Consider the following 16504-nt stretch of genomic DNA (forward strand, 5'->3'; position numbering starts at 1 on the left):
GGAAGGCCCGGGGGCTGATGGGAGGCCGAGGGGTGATCGGGGTTGATGTGAACCTCGCCCTCCAGCGGTGACGCGAAGCATCAATTTCGTTTCGGCACGGCCTGCTTCCAGCGGCTTGCGGCCTCGTCGTCGGCCTCCTTGGCGTCGACCCAGCCGCCTTGCGAGCCGTCGGTGTGGTGTTCCTTCTTCCAGAACGGCGCGCGCGATTTTAGATAATCCATCAGGAAGTTCGCCGCCTCGAACGCCGCCTGGCGGTGGGCGGAGGCCGCGACCACCAGCACGATGTTCTCACCGGGCGCGATCCTGCCGTGGCGATGGATGGCGGTGAGCCCCTGCAGCGGCCAGCGCTGAACCGCTTCGGCGGCGATGCGGCCGATCTCGGCCTCGGCCATGCCGGGATAATGTTCGAGCTCGAGTGCCGCGAGCCTGCCCGCTTCATCGCGGCAGAGACCTGAGAAAGTCACCACGGCGCCGATGTCGGCGCGGCCTTGCGTCATCCTGGCGATCTCGGCGGCGACATCGAAATCCTCCGCCTGGATGCGCACCGTCGGCACCACCGCGCCGGGCATTTCAACCACCCGTCATCGGCGGGAACAGCGCGATCTCGCGCGCGCCTGATATCTTCTCGCGGTGCTCGACATGTTCCTGGTTGATGGCGACGCGGATCACGTCAGGATATTGCAGCGCGTGCTCGTACTCCTCGCCGCGCGATTTCAGCCAGCGCAGCAGGTCGGCCACCGTCTCGATGCCGGCGGGCAAATCGACGTCCTCTTGCGGCTTGCCGATCCGCTCGCGCACCCAGGCGAAATAGATGAGCCTCGTCGACATGCTACTCGTCCATGATGTGCTTGAGGCCGGCACGGAAATAGTCGTAGCCGGTGTAAAGCGTCACCAGCGCGGCGATCCACAACAGCACAAGCCCGATCTGGGTGGTCAGCGGGAAGATCTTGTCGCCGGCAGGTCCCGCGAGCAGAAAGGCGATGGCGATCATCTGGATGGTGGTCTTCCACTTCGCCAGCTGCGTCACCGGCACCGAGACCTTCAGCGCCGCCAGATATTCGCGCAGGCCCGAGACCAGGATCTCGCGGCACAGGATGATGATTGCCGCCCACAGCGACCAGCCGGCGATGCCGGCATGCCTATCGGTATCGGCCGCCAGCAGCAGCAGGCATGTGGCGACCAGCAACTTGTCGGCGATCGGATCGAGCATCTTGCCGATATTCGAGGTCTGCTGCCAGGCGCGCGCCAGATAGCCGTCGAAATAATCGGTGATCGAGGCAAGCAGGAAAATGACCAGCGCCGACCAGCGGGCGAAGTCGCTCGACTTCAGATGGCCTTCGAGAAAAAAACACAGCACAACCAGCGGCACCGCGAGGATGCGGACGTAGGTGAGCATGTTGGGCAGGTTGAATGCGCGCTGGGCCATTTCTTTGGAACTCTTTCTACCTGCCTACTCAAATCAGAAGCGAATGTGGGGGGTCAACAGATGATAGTCGATGGACCAGCCGAAAATAGCCGAATTATCAGCTCTCGTGAAAATGGTTGTAGACCAGCTTGGCGACCTGTTCGGAAATGCCATCGACCTTGACCAGATCCTCGATCGCGGCGCGGCTGACCGCCTTGGCGGTGCCGAAATGCATGAGCAGCGCGCGCTTGCGACCGGGACCGATGCCGCTGATCTCGTCAAGCGGGCTCTTGACCATCTCCTTCTTGCGGCGGGCGCGGTGGGAGCCGATGGCGAAACGGTGGACCTCGTCGCGCAGCCGCTGAACGAAATAGAGCACGGGGTCGCGTACGGGGAGCGAAAACGGTGGCTTGCCCCTGACGAAGAAGCGTTCACGGCCGGCGTCACGGTCCTGGCCCTTGGCGATGCCGATGGCCTGGACACGGTCCTCGATGCCGAGGTCGGCGAGGATTTGTCGCACCGCCGTCATCTGGCCCTGGCCGCCATCGATGAGGATGACGTCTGGCCAGGCCGGGAAGCCGCCTGCATCCTCGATATCGTCGCCCTGTTCGGCCAGGATGTCGTCCGCCGCCAGTTCGCTCCGCGGCACATCGCCATGTTCCTTCAGCAGGCGGGAGAAACGCCGCTCCATCACCTCGCGCATCATGCCGAAATCGTCTCCCGGCGTTATCTCGGTCGAGCGGATGTTGAATTTCCGGTACTGGTTCTTCACGAAGCCTTCCGGCCCGGCGACCACCATGGCGCCGACGGCGTTGGTGCCCATGATGTGGGAGTTGTCGTAGACCTCGATGCGCACCGGCGGTTTCTTCAGGCCGAAAGTCTCGGCGAAACCGGTGAGCAACCGCCCTTGCGTCGAGGTCTCGGCCAGCCGGCGGCCGAGCGCCTCACGGGCATTCTGCAGGGCGTTGTCGGTCAAATCCTTCTTCTCGCCGCGCTGCGGCACCGAGATCGCCACCTTGCGACCCGCGCGGGTGGAGAGCGCCTCAGCCAGCAATTCCTGGTCCTCGACGCCATGCGACAACAGGATGGCGCGCGGCGTCGGCTTGTCGTCATAGAATTGCGCCAGGAACGAGCCCAGCACCTCGGCCGCCTCCATCGCCGGATCGGCCTTGGGGAAATAGGCGCGGTTGCCCCAGTTCTGGCCGGTGCGGAAGAAGAAGACCTGGATGCAGACCTGGCCGCCTTCCTGATGGATGGCGAAGACATCGGCCTCGTCGACGGTCTGCGGGTTGATGCCCTGATGGCTCTGCACATGCGACAACGCCGCCAGCCGGTCGCGATAGATTGCGGCGCGCTCGAAATCGAGATTCTCCGCGGCCTGCTGCATGGCGGCGGAGATGTCGGTCTTCACCTTCTGGCTGCGGCCGGACAGGAAGTCCTTCGCCTCGGCGACCAGCCTGGCATAGTCACTATGCGAGATTTCGCCGGTGCACGGGCCGGCGCATCGCTTGATCTGGAACAGCAGGCACGGCCGGGTGCGGTTCTCGTAGAAGGAGTTGGTGCAACTCCTGAGCAAGAAGGCGCGCTGCAGCGAGTTGATGGTGCGGCCGACGGCGCCGGCCGAGGCGAAGGGGCCGAAATAGTCGCCCTTGCGCGAGCGCGCGCCGCGATGTTTGTAGATGCCGGGCGAGACATGATCGCCGGTCAAAAGGATGTAGGGAAACGACTTGTCGTCCCGCATCAGCACATTGAAACGCGGCCGCAAGCGCTTGATAAGATTTGCTTCCAGCAGCAGCGCTTCGATCTCGGTGCGGGTGACGACGAACTCCATCGTCGCCGTCTCGCGCACCATGCGGCCGATGCGGCTGGTGTGGAAGCGGCCTTGTGCGTAATTGGTCACCCGCTTCTTCAGGCTGCGCGCCTTGCCGACATAGAGCACGTCGCCTGCGGCATTCATCATGCGGTAGACGCCGGGCGCGTTGGGCAGCCGTTTGACCAGCGTCTGGATGACTTCGGCGCCGACCATGCCGTCGGCATCGCCGGCATGCGGCGTCCAATCGATGGCGGTGAAGGCGACGTCAGGGCCACCGGGACCGGGCGTTGACGGTTCGACGATCTCCTCCGCCACCTCGTCCTCGAGGTCGACATCGGGCGGCAGGTCTACGGCAGCGCCGACACGTTTGGGTTTCTGGTCCATGGGACTCATTCGACAATGCCTGTCACATCGGGAGTCTGCCACGCAAGGTGCTGGCCGCCGTCGAGCGCGATCATCTGGCCGGTGACCGAGCTTGCGCCCCAGAGATAGCGGATGGTGGCGCCGAATTCAGGCAATTCCGGGCCGCGCTTCAGGATCAGGCCGTCGACCTGCGCGGCAAAGTCGCTGTCTTGCTGACGCGCGCTCTTCAGCGTCGGGCCGGGACCGATGGCATTGACGCGAATGCGGGGTGCTAGCGCCTGCGCCATCATCTGCGTCTGCGTCCACAATGTCGATTTCGACAGCGCATAGGAGAAATAGCGGGGCGTCGGGCGCCAGACGCGCTGGTCGATCATATTGACGATCAGCCCTTCCTCGCCTTCCGGCAGCGCGCGGGCGAATTGTTGCGCCAAAAATGCCGGCGCCTTCACGTGGATGGCGAAGTGACGGTCCCAGGCAAGCCAGTCGACGTCCTGAACCGTATCGTCCACGAACAGCGACGCATTGTTGACCAGCAGTGTAACAGGCCCGAGCGCGGCTTCGGCGCGGCCAACGAGGTCCTCGACCGCGGCCATGTCGGTCAGGTCAGCGGCGACCACAGCAGCCCGGCCACCCTGGCCAAAATGACCGCCGTTGATCCGCGCGGCCAATGCTTCCGCCTCGGCCCGCGAGCGGTTGCAATGGATGGCGACGGCAAAACCGTTCGCGGCGAGATCCTCGACGATCGCCTTGCCGATCCGCTGGCCCCCGCCCGTCACCAGCGCCGTTCCAGCGGCCTTGCTCATCCTGTCAATCCTCAATGGGGCTCGATTTTGAGCCAGCCGGCAAAATATGGCCGGCGAAGCGTTAAATGCCGTTCGGACCTTGGGCAGCATTGTGGCAAAGCGGCCGGATCAGTCTTTCGACTGTGGCCGGGACTCGGCCTGCCAGCCGCAATATAGGACTACGGACCCCTTGCTCCAAGCGTCGTTCAGCGCGGCACGGCTAAGCCTCCTGACACCATCTGTTGCGCAGATGCAACGTCAAAGTTCAGCCTTATTCGTGCCAGGTAATGACCCAAGTTCAGGTTCGCTTCAGCCGTATTTTGACACGACATTCGGAACCGTTGAGCGCCAGACCCGTTTTTCCCCCGGCGGGTTGAGGGCGCTTGTGAAAAGCAAGCCTGTGCCTGTGGCTTAAGGAGTAAAGAACAATGCAAGCCAATCTTAAATTTGCGCGACCGCTGGCGGTGGCGTTCGGGCTCTTCGCCCTCGGCGGAACCGCCTATGCTGCTGACGTCATCGCGGAAGAGCCGCCGGCCCCCGCCCCGATCGCCGAACTTCCGGTCGCTTCCTGGGCCGGTCCCTATGCCGGTGTGAGCGTCGGCTACGGCTTCAGCGGTCACGCCGATGCCGAGGATATCGGCACTGACGTCGACACCGATGGTTTTGTCGGCGGCGTCTTCGGCGGCTATCAGTGGCAGCAAGAGAACTTCGTCTACGGTGCTGAAGCCGATATCGGCTATAGCGGCATCGAGGGCGACGATGGCGGCGTTGAGGCCAAGGGCGGCTTCGAAGGCTCGCTGCGCGCCCGCCTCGGCTACGCCGTCACCCCGGAAATCCTGCTCTACGGCACCGCCGGTGGCGCGCTCAAGAACCAGGAGATCGAAGCGGCCGGCGCCAGCGACGAAAACACCATGCTCGGCTGGACGGCCGGCGTCGGTACCGACATCAAGATCACCGACAATGTGTTCGGCCGTGTCGAGTATCGCTACACCGACTTCGGCGACAAGGACTTTGACGGTATCGGCAAGGTCAAGTCGACCGACAACCGCGTCACCTTCGGCGTCGGTATGAAGTTCTAAAATCGTCCAAGCCACGACACGAAAAAGCCGGGCCTCGTGCCCGGCTTTTTTTATGACCCCTTCTCTGGCTGCCGCTCACGCCGGGACGCAGGGTTTCAGCTCGGGAAACTTCTCGTCAAATCGCGTTGCCCATCGGACCAGCCTGCTGCGGCCCTTTTCCCATTTTCCGGCAAAGCGCAGTGAGAGATAGCCAAGGCAGGCGCGCAGCGCCAGCTGGCCGGCGGTGATCTTCTTTGGCAGCTTAGGCGGATTGGCGTTGAGCAGGTCGAGCGCGCTGGTGATCTTGGCCCACTGGCGGTCGAGCCACGGCTGGTAGACCATGTCCTCGGGGCGCGTGCGCCGCTCATAGACCATCGACAGCGCGCAGTCGCAGATGCCGTCGGCCAGTGCCTCAAGCACTTCCGCCTCGAGGCGCTTGTCGGGATTGCGCGGAAACAGCGCGTTCTTCGACATGCGGTTGAGATGCTGGGTAATGGCGCGGCTATCGTGGATCGAGCGGCCGTCGTCGAGCACCAGCACCGGGATCTTGCCGAGTGGATTGGCGTCGATCAGATCAGCCGGTTTGTCTTCTGTTTTTATCGGCACGAGCTCGACGGCGATGCCGGCATAAAGCGCGGCCATGCGCACTTTGGAACTATAGGGTGACGTGGACGCGTAGAGCAGTCTGGGCATGATCGGGTTCCTGTTTGCCGAGTACAGAGCATGGACGCGCAAAGGACACTGTAGCACTTTGAATTTGCGTGTGATCCATTTCCGCGACACTGTTGGCCGGACATCCCGACATGATCAACAGCCCACAGGCGGAAAAACCGGGCGCCACGGCGAACGACCGTCCTCTTCCATGATCCGCAGGCAGATGAGCGGTACAGTTCCAGCCTGAGAGCATCTGAACAGGTCAGACGGGTTCGAAACCGAGCCAACTCGGTCTTGCACCAAGAATTTCTCTCCGGGCACAGAGAAATGCCCCACCGGACTTCGCCATAAGGCGAAGTCCTGGGAGCTGCGAAAAGCTGTCTTCCCTCCGCCTCTGTTGCTGCCCGAGCACTGACTCTGCGAGCGAGGCGCCTATCCGGCACCCGCCCCCAACCGTCCTCAGCACTGTCCTCCGCGAGCGAAGAAGCGCGATTACTTCTTGGCCTTCGCGGTCGCGGCCTTCGCCTTTGGTTTGGCCGCAGGCGCTGTTTTCTTCACCGCTACCGAAGACTTCGCTGCAGCCGCTTTCTTTGCCGGCGCAGCCTTCTTGGCCGGTGCAGTCTTGGCAGGCGCAGTCTTGGCAGGCGCAGCTTTCTTCGCTGCCGGCTTGGCCGCGGCCTTTGCAGCCGGCTTCTTGGCCGCCGCTGCTTTTGCCTTGGCGGGCGCAGCCTTGGCCGGTGCTGCTTTCTTCACTGCCGGTTTTGCCGCAGCCTTCGCAGCCGGCTTCTTGGCGGGCGCTGCTTTTGCCTTGGCCGCGGCGGCCTTCGGCTTGGCAGCAGGTGCTGCTTTCTTCACAGCGGCTGCGGCCTTTGCCGCCACTGCCTTTACTGGTGCTTTCTTTGCCGGTGCCTGCTTTGCCGGTGACTTGGATGCCGGCGCTTTGGATGACTGTTTAGCCATATCATGCCCCTTAGTTGTGCCGACGGCCGTTAATGACCCGGCGCGTAATGCATATCTGACTCGCGCTTGTCTAGCCAGCGAAGCATCAGCATGATTTTCGAAGTTTAAGTTTCGGTTACACGCGACACTACGCTCGTGCTGATTTCGCAAAATGCCGGCGCTGCTCTTCGAGCTTTGCCGACCGTTTGCGACAGACATTCTGCGCGCATTGCCGGAACCAATCCCACTTCAAGGCGCTGAAGCTTAGCAAGCCTTTTTTGTTCGTTGATCGTCGACCGACACCACCATGACGGCTGCTTCATCGATCTCATCTTCTTGTTCTAGCAGGCGATCTACACAAGCTGCAAAAGCAAAGCGCGGCAATTCCGCTGCCATGATTTGTTCGCGGTTGACAGATTACTCTATTTGGCAGAGTATTCTGAATCATCTGGAAAGCGCATGTCATTCGCGCAATATCGGGCGGCGCTGTCCCAGATCAGTGAGACTGAACGCCGGACACCACAGCAGGTCCGATAATGGCTGCCGACGAAATCATCCACCAGAGCGTGCGGCTCAGGATCATGGCGGCGCTGAATTCTCTGGAACGGCGCGAAGCGCTGGAATTCACCCGATTGAAGCTCATCGTCAATGCGACCGACGGCAATCTCGGCTCGCATATCGATACGCTTGCCACAGCGGGCTATGTCGATGTCGAGAAGCTGTTTGTCGGACGTCGACCGCAGACGCGGGTCAGGGCGACGTCAATCGGACGGCGCGCCTTTCGCGGTCACGCCGCTTTCCTTCGCGCCATCCTCGATGAGGCGGAGCAGCCCGGCAAACGCAATCAGCGCAGGACGCGGCAGCGGCCGTTGTAGACCATCCAGCGGTCGAAGCCCGCGACGCAGAATTCGACATTGTCGCCGATCGAGGCAAAGCCCTGCCCTTCCTCGATCAGATACCAGATGGTGCGGGCGTGGCCGTCGGACAGGCTGACGGTGGCGCCGCAATAGCGGCGGCCGATCGGCCAGGTTTCGTTGGCTGGCAGATAGCGATGCTGGTGGATGCCCTGGAAATCGACAATCTCGACGTCGGGCAGATTCGGCACGTGGTGCACCTGGTAGGAGAAGCGGTTGGTGATCTTGTTCAGCACCCAGGCCTCACCGCAAACGCCGCTGTCTTCTTCGGTATAGACGACGGCAAGGTCGGCCGCCTTTGCTGGCTGGATGACAGCGAGGGACGTGCCGAGCGGCGTGCAAAGCGCGATCAGTGCGGCAAGGGCGGATTGGGCGAAGCGAGTCATGGCAGCCTCTTATGGTCGACTGCGCGCACTGTGCGGATTCGCTTGCGCGCGGTCAAGCGGTTGTAGCGACAATGGTTTCCTAGTTCGAAATCGCCTTCAACCAGGACAGGCGCGCGGATAGCTCTGCCGCCTACGCCGCCAGCCATTCCAGCGTCCAGTGCGCCGGTTTTTCAACGACAAGCAAATTGTGCAAAGCCGCCAGCAGCGTGCGCAATTCGCCTTCCAGCGTGAACGGCGGGTTGACCACCACCATGCCGCTGCCGTCAAGGCTGGGCTCGGCCGTTGGCGGCCTGATCTCGAAGCCGATGTCGAGCAGCTTCGGGACACCTGACTGCGCCAGCGCCTTGCGGAAGGCGGCGACCGCCTTGCGGTCCTTGACCGGATACCACAACGCATAGACGCCGCCGGGCCAGCGCTTGTGGGCTTTGCGCAGCCCGTCGACGAGGCGGTCGAACTCGCCCTGCTCCTCGAAGGGCGGATCGACGAGTACAAGGCCGCGCTTTTCCTTCGGCGGCAGATGCGCGCCGAGTGCCAGCCAGCCGTCGAGCTCGATCACCCGGGTCTGGAAATCGCCAGCGAATAGCGCCCTCAGCTTCGCGGCGTCTTGGCGATGCAATTCGACCGCCGACAGCCGATCCTGCTTGCGCATGAGATGACGCGCGATCAGCGGCGAGCCCGGATACTTTTTCACGCCGCCTTCAGGATTGAGCGAACGAACGGCTTCCAGATAAGGCGCCAGCAGTGCTGCCGCCGGCGCGTCAAGCGCGGCATCGACCAGTCGGCCGATGCCGCCTTGCCATTCGCCGGTCTTTTGCGCTTCAGTCGACGATAGGTCGTAGCGGCCGATGCCGGCATGGGTGTCGATGACGCGAAAGGCCTTGTCCTTCTGCTTCAGATATTCGACGAGCCGGCTCAGCACGACATGCTTGACGACATCGGCGAAGTTTCCGGCGTGATAGGCGTGGCGGTAATTCACGATCTAGTTCGAGCCCCTGCCCCAGCGTGGCGGTGGCGGCTGCGAGTTCGGATTTTGCGGCCGGCGGCCGCCGAAACACAACGCCAACAGCATCCCGATCAGGCCGGCCGCTATCAGCGAGAAGCCGACCGGCCGCGCCCGGCGATCGATCTCGCCGACGCCGGAACGCAGCACGAGGTCCACCGCCCGCATCTCGATGCCTTCGGCGTCGCCCGGGCCGATGGTGAAGAGGTACGGGCCGGGGCTGACCTTCGCGATCAGGCCGGCTTCGTCGCGAAAGATCTTGTCCGGCAGTTGCGGGCTGACCTGGCGCGGATTTTCCGAATGGTTGAATTGCAGCGCCGAGGCGAGCACGGTCCTGCCGCCGGTGGCGGCGGTCAGCGTCAGCACGGTGCGCTGTTGCGAGACGACGATACGTTCGGTTCTCGCGGTGAGGTCGACCAGCACCCGCACCGGCGCGTCGCGAGCGGCCAGCGGCACCGTCACCGGCATGAACCGGCCCTGTTCGTAAACCCGCCAGGTGCCGATCTCACGGCCGGAGAAATTGGTCATCGCCCAGGGATAGACGACGCCGATGCTGATGCCGGCGAGCAGGATCAGAAGAAACAGAAAGCGCATGCGCTCGACTACCTTGCCGGATATTAGCATTAGCGCCGCGCGGGCGCGTTCCATCTCGTCCCAGGAGCCATGTCGAGGCCGAGATCAAATGTCGTATCGAATTCGGCCGTGCCAAGATAGACAATAGCATCGGACCCAAAGGTGGGAACAGAATCCGAATGATCTGAGCGCCCGATAAGGAGGATCAGCCCTTCCCCTTCTGGAGGCTCGATTCCAATGCGCGCATTCCAGTCTCGTCGAACAAATGCAGATGTTGCGGCGGGAAAGCCACCGTCACCGTCGGGCCAGCCGTCAGCGCCGCCCTGTCCAGCGTGAAGACGTTGAATGGCAGGCCATGCAGGCCGAGATGCAGGATGATGCCGAAGCCGGTCGGCTCGATCAAGTCGACCGTCGCCCTCAGGCTGCTCTCCGATGCCGGCGACATCTCGACATGCTCCGGCCGGATGCCGAGCGTCACCGCCGCGCCCTCCTCGAGTTGATAGGCTGACGAAAGCCCAATCAGCGTTCCGTCAGGCAATCGTGCGCCGGCCGTGCCTGCGCCGACCTCATAGCGCGCCGACAGAAAATTCATCGCCGGCGATCCGATGAAGCCGGCGACGAACAGGTTGGCAGGGCGGTCGTAAAGCTCCAGCGGACTACCGACCTGCTGCACCACGCCCTCATGCATGGCGACGATCCGGTCGGCCAGTGTCATCGCCTCGATCTGGTCGTGAGTGACATAGATCGAGGTCGCGCCGAGATCGCGGTGCAGCTTCTTGATCTCTGCCCGCATCTGCTCACGCAAGCGCGCATCGAGATTGGACAGCGGCTCGTCGAACAGGAATGCCTTGGGCTGTCGCACGATCGCGCGGCCCATCGCCACGCGCTGGCGCTGACCGCCCGACAGTGCCTTCGGCCGCCGCGCAAGCAGCGGCTGCAGTTCGAGCTTCCTGGCTGCATTGCTGACGGCGGCCGTGATCTTCTCGCGGGCAGCCTTCCGGATGCGCAGGCCGTAGCTCATGTTCTCGGCGACATTCATGTGCGGATAGAGCGCGTAGGACTGGAATACCATGGCGATGTCGCGGTCCTTGGGCGCCCGCTCATTGACGCGCATGCCGTCGATCCGGATCTCACCTTCGGTCACCTCCTCGAGCCCGGCGATCATGCGCAGCAGCGTGCTCTTGCCGCAGCCCGACGGCCCCACCAGCACCACGAACTCGCCGTTCTCTATCGACAGGTCGACGCCATGCAGCACGGAGACGACGCCGAAATTCTTGCGGACGTTGCGGATGTCGATCGATGCCATTGAACCTCACTCAGCCCTTGACCGCGCCGGCCGTCAGGCCCTGGACCAGATAGCGCTGGATGAACAGGAAGAAGAGGCAGGCCGGGACCAGCGCCAGCACGCCGGCTGCCATCATCTGCCCGAAATCGACCGAAAACTTCGACACGAAGGTGAGCAGACCGACCGGAAACGTGGCGGCGCTGTTGCCCGAAATCAGCATCAGCGCGAACAGCAGTTCGCTCCATGCGGCGGTGAATACAAAACCAAGCGTCGCCGCAATGCCGGGCAGCGTCAGCGGCAGGACGATCTGGCGAAACGCCATGAACTGCGTGGCGCCATCGATCTTGGCCGCCTCCTCCAACTCCTTGGGAATGCCGTCGAAAAACGACTGCATCAGGAACGTCGCGAAGGGGATGTTGAAGGCGGTGTAGACGACCACCAGCCCGGTCAGGCTGTTGGTCAGCCCGAGCGGCGAGAGCATCTTGAAGATCGGCGCGACCAGCATCACCAATGGAAACATCTGGGTGAGCAGCATCAGCGCGACCAGCCAGTATTTGCCGCGGAAGGTGAAGCGCGACAGCGCATAGCCGGAGAGAGACGCAAGCAGCGTCACGATCACGGCCGTCGCGCCGGCAACGATCATGCTGTTCCTGAAGAAGACCGGGAATGCGCTGTGGGCCAGCACGAAGCGGAAATGTTCAAAGCTCATCCGTGACGGCCACATGCGCACGCCCTCGGAATAGAGCAGGTCGTTCGGCGTGACCGATACTTTCAACAGCCAGAACAGCGGGAACAGTGCAAAGAGGACGTAGCAGAGGATCGCCAGGCGGTGCAGCGCGGTGCCGAAGGTCGAATAGCTGTTCATCTGGTCATCCCGATCAGGCCCGATCCATCAGGACTTGCCGCAGCATGACGATCAGCATCGAATAGGCGAGCAACAGGACGAGCAGCACCAGCGCAATGGCCGAGGCATAGCCGAAATCCAAGGCCCTGAAGGCTTGCGTGAAGATGTAGCTCGCGACGATCTGCGTGCGGTCGGCTGGCCCGCCGCTGGTCATGACGATGATCAGGTCGGCGAAGTTCGAGATCCAAACGGTGCGCAACAGCACGGTGATCGCAATGGTCGGCGCAAGGAACGGCAAGGTGATCGACGTGAACCGCCTGAATGCCCCGGCGCCGTCGATCGCCGCCGCCTCGTAGAGGTCGCGCGGGATGGCCTGGAGCGCGGCCAGCAGCGTGATGGCGAAGAAGGGAATGCCCCACCAGACGTTGGCGATGATCGGTCCCCACATGGCAAGCTGCGGATTGGAAAGGATGTTGGCCGGTTCATTCATGAGGCCGAGCGCATAAAGCCAGTGCGGCAGCGGTCCGATGACGGGGTTGAACAGCCACGCCCAGTTGAGCCCGGTGAGGAAAGTCGGTACCGCCCAGGGCAGGAACACCAGCGCCTGCGCTATGGCGCGGCCGGCGAACGGCCGGTCGAGCAACAGCGCCAGGATCAGGCCGAACACGAATTGCAGCAAGACGGACGCGCCGGTCCACCACAGCGTGTTGCGCAGCGCCCGATAGAAATTGTCGTCGTCATAAAGGGTGCGAAAATGATCGAGCCCGACATAGCCGCCGGAGAAGGGGTTGAGCAAGTGCACGTCGCGGAAGGCGTAGGACAGGCCTAATACCAGCGGCGCCAGCATGATGGTGACGATCAGAATCAGCGCCGGGGCGGTGTAAAGATATGGCTCGGCATGGCGCGTGATCCGGTCGACCAGCGACCGGCGGCGCGATTCCGGGAACCCGGCGGTGGCGTCAAAGACCATCAGCTAACGCTTTCGCTCCAATTGGCCATCCGTCCAATCGACCATCCTTCCAACCGACCCTCCTTCCAATTGACCATGGACGAGACGTATCGGAGCCACCCGCGATGGGCGGCTCCGACGCCTGGCGTCCGCCGTTTATTTCTTGGCCAGGTATTTTTGCTGCGCCTTGGTCAGATAGTCGGCCCACTGGTTGGCCATTTCCTCTGGCGTGATATCGCCAAGCAGTGCCTGTTGACTGGTCTTGATGACCATCGAGTCCTTGAAGAAGGCGAACTCCTCGAGATAGGTCGGCATAACCGTTGGCACCGCATCCTTGTCCTCGAGTTCAGCGAACCAGCCCTTGAACTGCTCGCTTGCGTAGAAGGGATCCTTTTCGGCCGACTTGTGGACCGGCAGCGCTCCGGTGCGCTTGTTCCACTCGACATTGCCCTCGGGCCCTTCGAGCGTTTCGATCAGCTTCCAGGAGAGGTCCTTGTTCTGGCTGGCCGCCATCATCGACCAACCGGCATAGCCGATGGTCGGGAACGTCTTGCCGCTCGGCCCCTTCGGCATGGTCGTGACGCCGTAGTCTTCCGGCTTCATCCGCTCGGCTATCGCGATCAGCGCGTCTGGATCCTGATCAAGCATTGCGCAGGTGCCGGTGTAGAATCCGGCGACGATTTCGTTAAAACCCCAGTTGACGCTGTCCTTCGGCGCCAATCCCTTCTTGTACAGATCGACGATCCAGGTCAGTCCCTTGACCCAGCCCTCGCTGTTCATGGTCGAGGTGCCGTCCTCATTGAAGAACTCGTTGGAGCCGGCCATGGTTGCGCCGAACATGATCCAGCCGTTGAGGCCACCCGGCCCGCCGCGCAGGCAGTAGCCATATTTGCCTGGAAGCTTGGATACTTTCTCCGATGCCGCCACGAACTCGTCCATCGTCTTGGGCGGCTCGGTGACACCAGCCTCCTTGAACAGCTTCTTGTTGTAGAACATCGCCCGCAGATAGAAGCCGTAGGGCAGCATGTAGGCGGTGTTGTTCACGTCGCGGCCGAGTTCGAGCGCGCGATCGGTGAGGCCCGAGGTGTGCTCCCATTTGGCAAGATAGGGTTCGAGGCTTTCGAGAAGGCCGTTGTTGGCATAGAGCGACAGCCAGGTGTCCGGCATCTCTATGACGTCGGGGATTTCGCCGGCAGACACCATGGTCGCGAATTTCTGGAACGCCTCGCCCCAAGGCAGCGAGATCACCTCGACCTTGGTGCCCGGGTTGGCCGCCTCGAACTTGGCGACGATCGACTTCAGGGTTTCGGTGCGCTCGGGGCTGGTGATCACCTCCACGAGCTTCAGCGTCGTGTCGGCGAGTGCAGCACCCGACATCAGTACGGTGGCGAATGCGGCGATAAGAAGCTTCTTCATTTTCCGTTCCCTTCTTGTCTGGTTGCTTCAGGTCTTTTCTTCGGAAGCGGCGTCGATCGCCGTTTCCAGGTCACTCCACAGCGCCTCGGTTCCCTCGAGGCCGACATGGAGACGCACGGACCGCGGATGGACGCCGAACGCCATCGCGGAATTGGGTTGGGCCTTCTGCTGCAGCACGACCTCGCCGGGCACGATGAGGCTTTCGTGGCCGCCCCACGACACGCCCAGCTTGAACAGCTTGAGGCGGTCGGCAAAGGTGCGGATGTCGATGCCGTCGCGGAAGACAAATGAGAACAGGCCCGACGTGCCGGTGAGCCCCGCGGGAAGCAGGTTGGCCAACCCTGGATGGCAGACCCTCTCAACGATTGGATGATCCCGCAGGCGCCGTGCGATTTCGAGGCCGGAGGCCTGATGAGCGCGCATCCGAATCGGCAGTGTGCGCAAGCCGCGAATCAAGAGCCAGGCATCGAATGGCGACAGCTTGCCGCCGAGATATGGATAGGCTTCGCCGCGGATGCGGCCGATCAATTCCTTCGAGCCCGCGACCACGCCGGCCACCACGTCGCTGTGGCCGCCCAGGTACTTGGATGCGGAGTGGACCACAACGTCGACGCCGAGCGACAGTGGCCGCTGAAAGACCGGGCTGGCCCAGCTGTTATCGATGATGGTCGGGATGCCGCGGGACTTTGCCAGCGCAGCGAGCGCGCCGATGTCATGCGTTTCCATGACCCAGCTGGTCGGGCTTTCCATATAGAACAGCCTGGCGCCAGGCAGGGCGCTCGCGACAGCCGCCTCGTCGCGCCCGTCGACATAGGTCACCTCGATGCGCATGCGCGCGAGCAACGTCCCGAACAGTCTGAACGCGTCCGGGTAGATATGCCTGACCGCGACAATGCGGTCGCCCGGTTCGACGAAGCTCAGCACTGCCGATGAGATGGCGGACATGCCGCTTGCAAAACCGATCGCGTCCTCGGCGCCCTCCAGCTTCGCCAGCATTTCCTCGAACATACGCACGGTCGGGTTCAGCCCGCGCGTGTAGGTCGGCCGCACTTTTTCGCCGCGGTATGTTTCGAGCATCTCGTCATAATTCGAGAAGGTGAAGAGCGAGGTCTGCACGATCGGCGGGACGACGGCATCGAAGGCGTTGCCCTCGTCATGGGCGGCGATCAGCGAGGCCTGGTCGAAAAAATCCTGGCCGTTCATTTCGACATTTCCTCGATATCCTGTTCCACGATCTCGAGGATCTTCAGCGTTTTTCCGCGCGCCAGCTCCGCGTCCCCGGCGACGATGGCATCGAACAGCTCACGGTGATACGGGAACGATCGCCGCGCGAAATCCTGCCGGTCGAAAGGATGGTCCCAGAAGCGCTCAAACGCTTCGCGCATCTGCCCCAGGAGCTGCCGGAAAAGCGGATTGTGCGTGGCATCGTAGACCGCCAGGTGAAAGGCCAGGTCTTCCGGCCCCGACGTGCCGGTGGCGAGATGGACGCGCTCCATCTCGATGAGTTTTTCCTCGTCGTCCGCAGATCGTCGACTGTCCGCCGCCGTGCCGCAACCATGCTTGCCTCGGCCTCGATGCCGCGGCGCACCTCGAGGGTGTGCAAGAGACCGTCGCGCAGCTCAGCCGCATTGAGCGACAGCGGCAAATGGATCGTGCCGGCGGATATCGGCTTGAGCAGATAGGTGCCGCTGCCTTTGCGGGTCTCGGTGACGCCGAGCGCTTCGAAACGCCCCATCGCCTCGCGAATTGTCGAACGCCCCACGGAAAGCGCGGCCATCAATTCGCGTTCGGTTGGAAGCCGGTCACCGCTCTTCAGCGCAGCGCGCTCGACATAGTCTGCCAGCGCTTCCATGACTTGTTTGCCGCGGTCCAACGGCGGAAGCGTGGCGATTGCCGCACGCGTGGCAGGTGCCCCGGGCAGTTCGCCGCGCATACGCATGGGTACCTACGCCCAAAATTGGTCTGACATCTTAGCAGTTTTGCGCGCCACCGGCCTTTCGTCAAGTGGCCTCGGCAGTGCAGAGGTTGCATTTCGGCTCACACCCATTGCGGAACCTTGGACGTTGCCGCGTCTTCTGCGACCTTGCAAAAATCAGCTGCAAAACTGTGATTTTAATCAGCGA

At 62.6% G+C, this 16504-nt stretch carries 18 protein-coding genes and 1 pseudogene; 2 read left to right on the forward strand and 17 right to left on the reverse strand.

From position 1 onward, the window contains the following. Positions 1–80: 80 nt before the first annotated feature. The 5 genes from AC0L3D_RS14000 to AC0L3D_RS14020 form a co-directional block, all read right to left on the reverse strand. Positions 81–569 (reverse strand): molybdenum cofactor biosynthesis protein MoaE, encoded by a 489-nt coding sequence (locus tag AC0L3D_RS14000; protein WP_287317050.1) that lies wholly within the window; start codon positions 567–569, stop codon positions 81–83. A gap of 1 nt (position 570) precedes the next feature. Beyond that, positions 571–828, reverse strand: coding sequence for a molybdopterin converting factor subunit 1 (gene moaD / locus AC0L3D_RS14005; protein WP_292482847.1), 258 nt, complete (start codon positions 826–828; stop codon positions 571–573). Between the two features lies 1 nt (position 829). Beyond that, positions 830–1426, reverse strand: a complete 597-nt coding sequence (pgsA, locus tag AC0L3D_RS14010; RefSeq protein ID WP_128169236.1) for a CDP-diacylglycerol--glycerol-3-phosphate 3-phosphatidyltransferase — start codon at positions 1424–1426, stop codon at positions 830–832. Between the two features lie 97 nt (positions 1427–1523). Further along, on the reverse strand, positions 1524–3611 hold the full coding sequence (uvrC, locus tag AC0L3D_RS14015) for an excinuclease ABC subunit UvrC (RefSeq protein WP_287229939.1): 2088 nt from the start codon (positions 3609–3611) through the stop codon (positions 1524–1526). Continuing rightward, positions 3608–4384 carry an SDR family oxidoreductase gene (locus AC0L3D_RS14020; protein ID WP_023800673.1) on the reverse strand — a complete coding sequence of 259 codons (777 nt, stop codon included), beginning with the start codon at positions 4382–4384 and terminating at the stop codon, positions 3608–3610. The genes uvrC and AC0L3D_RS14020 overlap by 4 nt, the downstream gene beginning before the upstream one ends. 407 nt (positions 4385–4791) lie before the next feature. On the opposite strand from AC0L3D_RS14020, the gene AC0L3D_RS14025 reads away from it, so the two are divergent. Continuing rightward, positions 4792–5442, forward strand: a complete 651-nt coding sequence (locus AC0L3D_RS14025; protein WP_027152642.1) for an outer membrane protein — start codon at positions 4792–4794, stop codon at positions 5440–5442. Positions 5443–5517: 75 nt separating this feature from the next. Here the strand turns inward: AC0L3D_RS14025 and AC0L3D_RS14030 are convergent, their stop codons facing one another. The 3 genes from AC0L3D_RS14030 to AC0L3D_RS14040 all read right to left on the reverse strand — a co-directional run bounded on the left by AC0L3D_RS14030 (position 5518) and on the right by AC0L3D_RS14040 (position 7410). Then, on the reverse strand, positions 5518–6114 hold the full coding sequence (locus tag AC0L3D_RS14030) for a glutathione S-transferase family protein (protein ID WP_287138925.1): 597 nt from the start codon (positions 6112–6114) through the stop codon (positions 5518–5520). Between the two features lie 453 nt (positions 6115–6567). After that, positions 6568–7233, reverse strand: coding sequence for a hypothetical protein (locus AC0L3D_RS14035; RefSeq protein ID WP_473627669.1), 666 nt, complete (start codon positions 7231–7233; stop codon positions 6568–6570). Positions 7234–7278: 45 nt separating this feature from the next. After that, positions 7279–7410 carry a hypothetical protein gene (locus AC0L3D_RS14040; protein WP_268931698.1) on the reverse strand — a complete coding sequence of 44 codons (132 nt, stop codon included), beginning with the start codon at positions 7408–7410 and terminating at the stop codon, positions 7279–7281. 140 nt (positions 7411–7550) lie between these two features. Here AC0L3D_RS14040 and AC0L3D_RS14045 point away from each other — a divergent pair, with 140 nt between their 5' ends. Then, complete coding sequence (locus AC0L3D_RS14045) at positions 7551–7889, forward strand: transcriptional regulator (RefSeq protein ID WP_473627671.1); 339 nt, start codon at positions 7551–7553, stop codon at positions 7887–7889. Here the strand turns inward: AC0L3D_RS14045 and AC0L3D_RS14050 are convergent. From AC0L3D_RS14050 to AC0L3D_RS14090, 9 genes and pseudogenes are all read right to left on the reverse strand, one after another. Continuing rightward, on the reverse strand, positions 7859–8314 hold the full coding sequence (locus AC0L3D_RS14050) for a hypothetical protein (protein WP_023800678.1): 456 nt from the start codon (positions 8312–8314) through the stop codon (positions 7859–7861). The two genes, AC0L3D_RS14045 and AC0L3D_RS14050, sit on opposite strands and share 31 nt — an antisense overlap. A 130-nt stretch (positions 8315–8444) precedes the next feature. Further along, positions 8445–9290, reverse strand: coding sequence for a 23S rRNA (adenine(2030)-N(6))-methyltransferase RlmJ (locus AC0L3D_RS14055; protein WP_473627673.1), 846 nt, complete (start codon positions 9288–9290; stop codon positions 8445–8447). A gap of 3 nt (positions 9291–9293) precedes the next feature. Next, a complete protein-coding gene (locus AC0L3D_RS14060; RefSeq protein ID WP_473627738.1) occupies positions 9294–9908 on the reverse strand; it encodes a hypothetical protein in 615 nt (204 codons plus the stop codon). Between the two features lie 184 nt (positions 9909–10092). Continuing rightward, on the reverse strand, positions 10093–11193 hold the full coding sequence (locus AC0L3D_RS14065) for an ABC transporter ATP-binding protein (protein ID WP_128169242.1): 1101 nt from the start codon (positions 11191–11193) through the stop codon (positions 10093–10095). Between the two features lie 10 nt (positions 11194–11203). Next, positions 11204–12037: a carbohydrate ABC transporter permease gene (locus AC0L3D_RS14070; RefSeq protein ID WP_023800682.1), complete on the reverse strand. Its 834-nt coding sequence runs from the start codon at positions 12035–12037 to the stop codon at positions 11204–11206. Positions 12038–12050: 13 nt separating this feature from the next. Further along, positions 12051–12986 carry a carbohydrate ABC transporter permease gene (locus AC0L3D_RS14075; RefSeq protein WP_027152651.1) on the reverse strand — a complete coding sequence of 312 codons (936 nt, stop codon included), beginning with the start codon at positions 12984–12986 and terminating at the stop codon, positions 12051–12053. Between the two features lie 135 nt (positions 12987–13121). After that, entirely contained in the window at positions 13122–14381 is a 1260-nt protein-coding gene (locus AC0L3D_RS14080) for an ABC transporter substrate-binding protein (RefSeq protein WP_473644702.1), read from the reverse strand. Between the two features lie 27 nt (positions 14382–14408). Continuing rightward, positions 14409–15584, reverse strand: a complete 1176-nt coding sequence (locus tag AC0L3D_RS14085; RefSeq protein ID WP_287260717.1) for a PLP-dependent transferase — start codon at positions 15582–15584, stop codon at positions 14409–14411. Continuing rightward, positions 15581–16314 (reverse strand): annotated as a pseudogene (locus AC0L3D_RS14090) (FadR/GntR family transcriptional regulator). Before AC0L3D_RS14090 ends, AC0L3D_RS14085 begins: the two are co-directional and overlap by 4 nt. Between the last annotated feature and the right edge of the window lie 190 nt (positions 16315–16504).

It is taken from the genome of Mesorhizobium sp. WSM4837 (genome assembly GCF_055811435.1).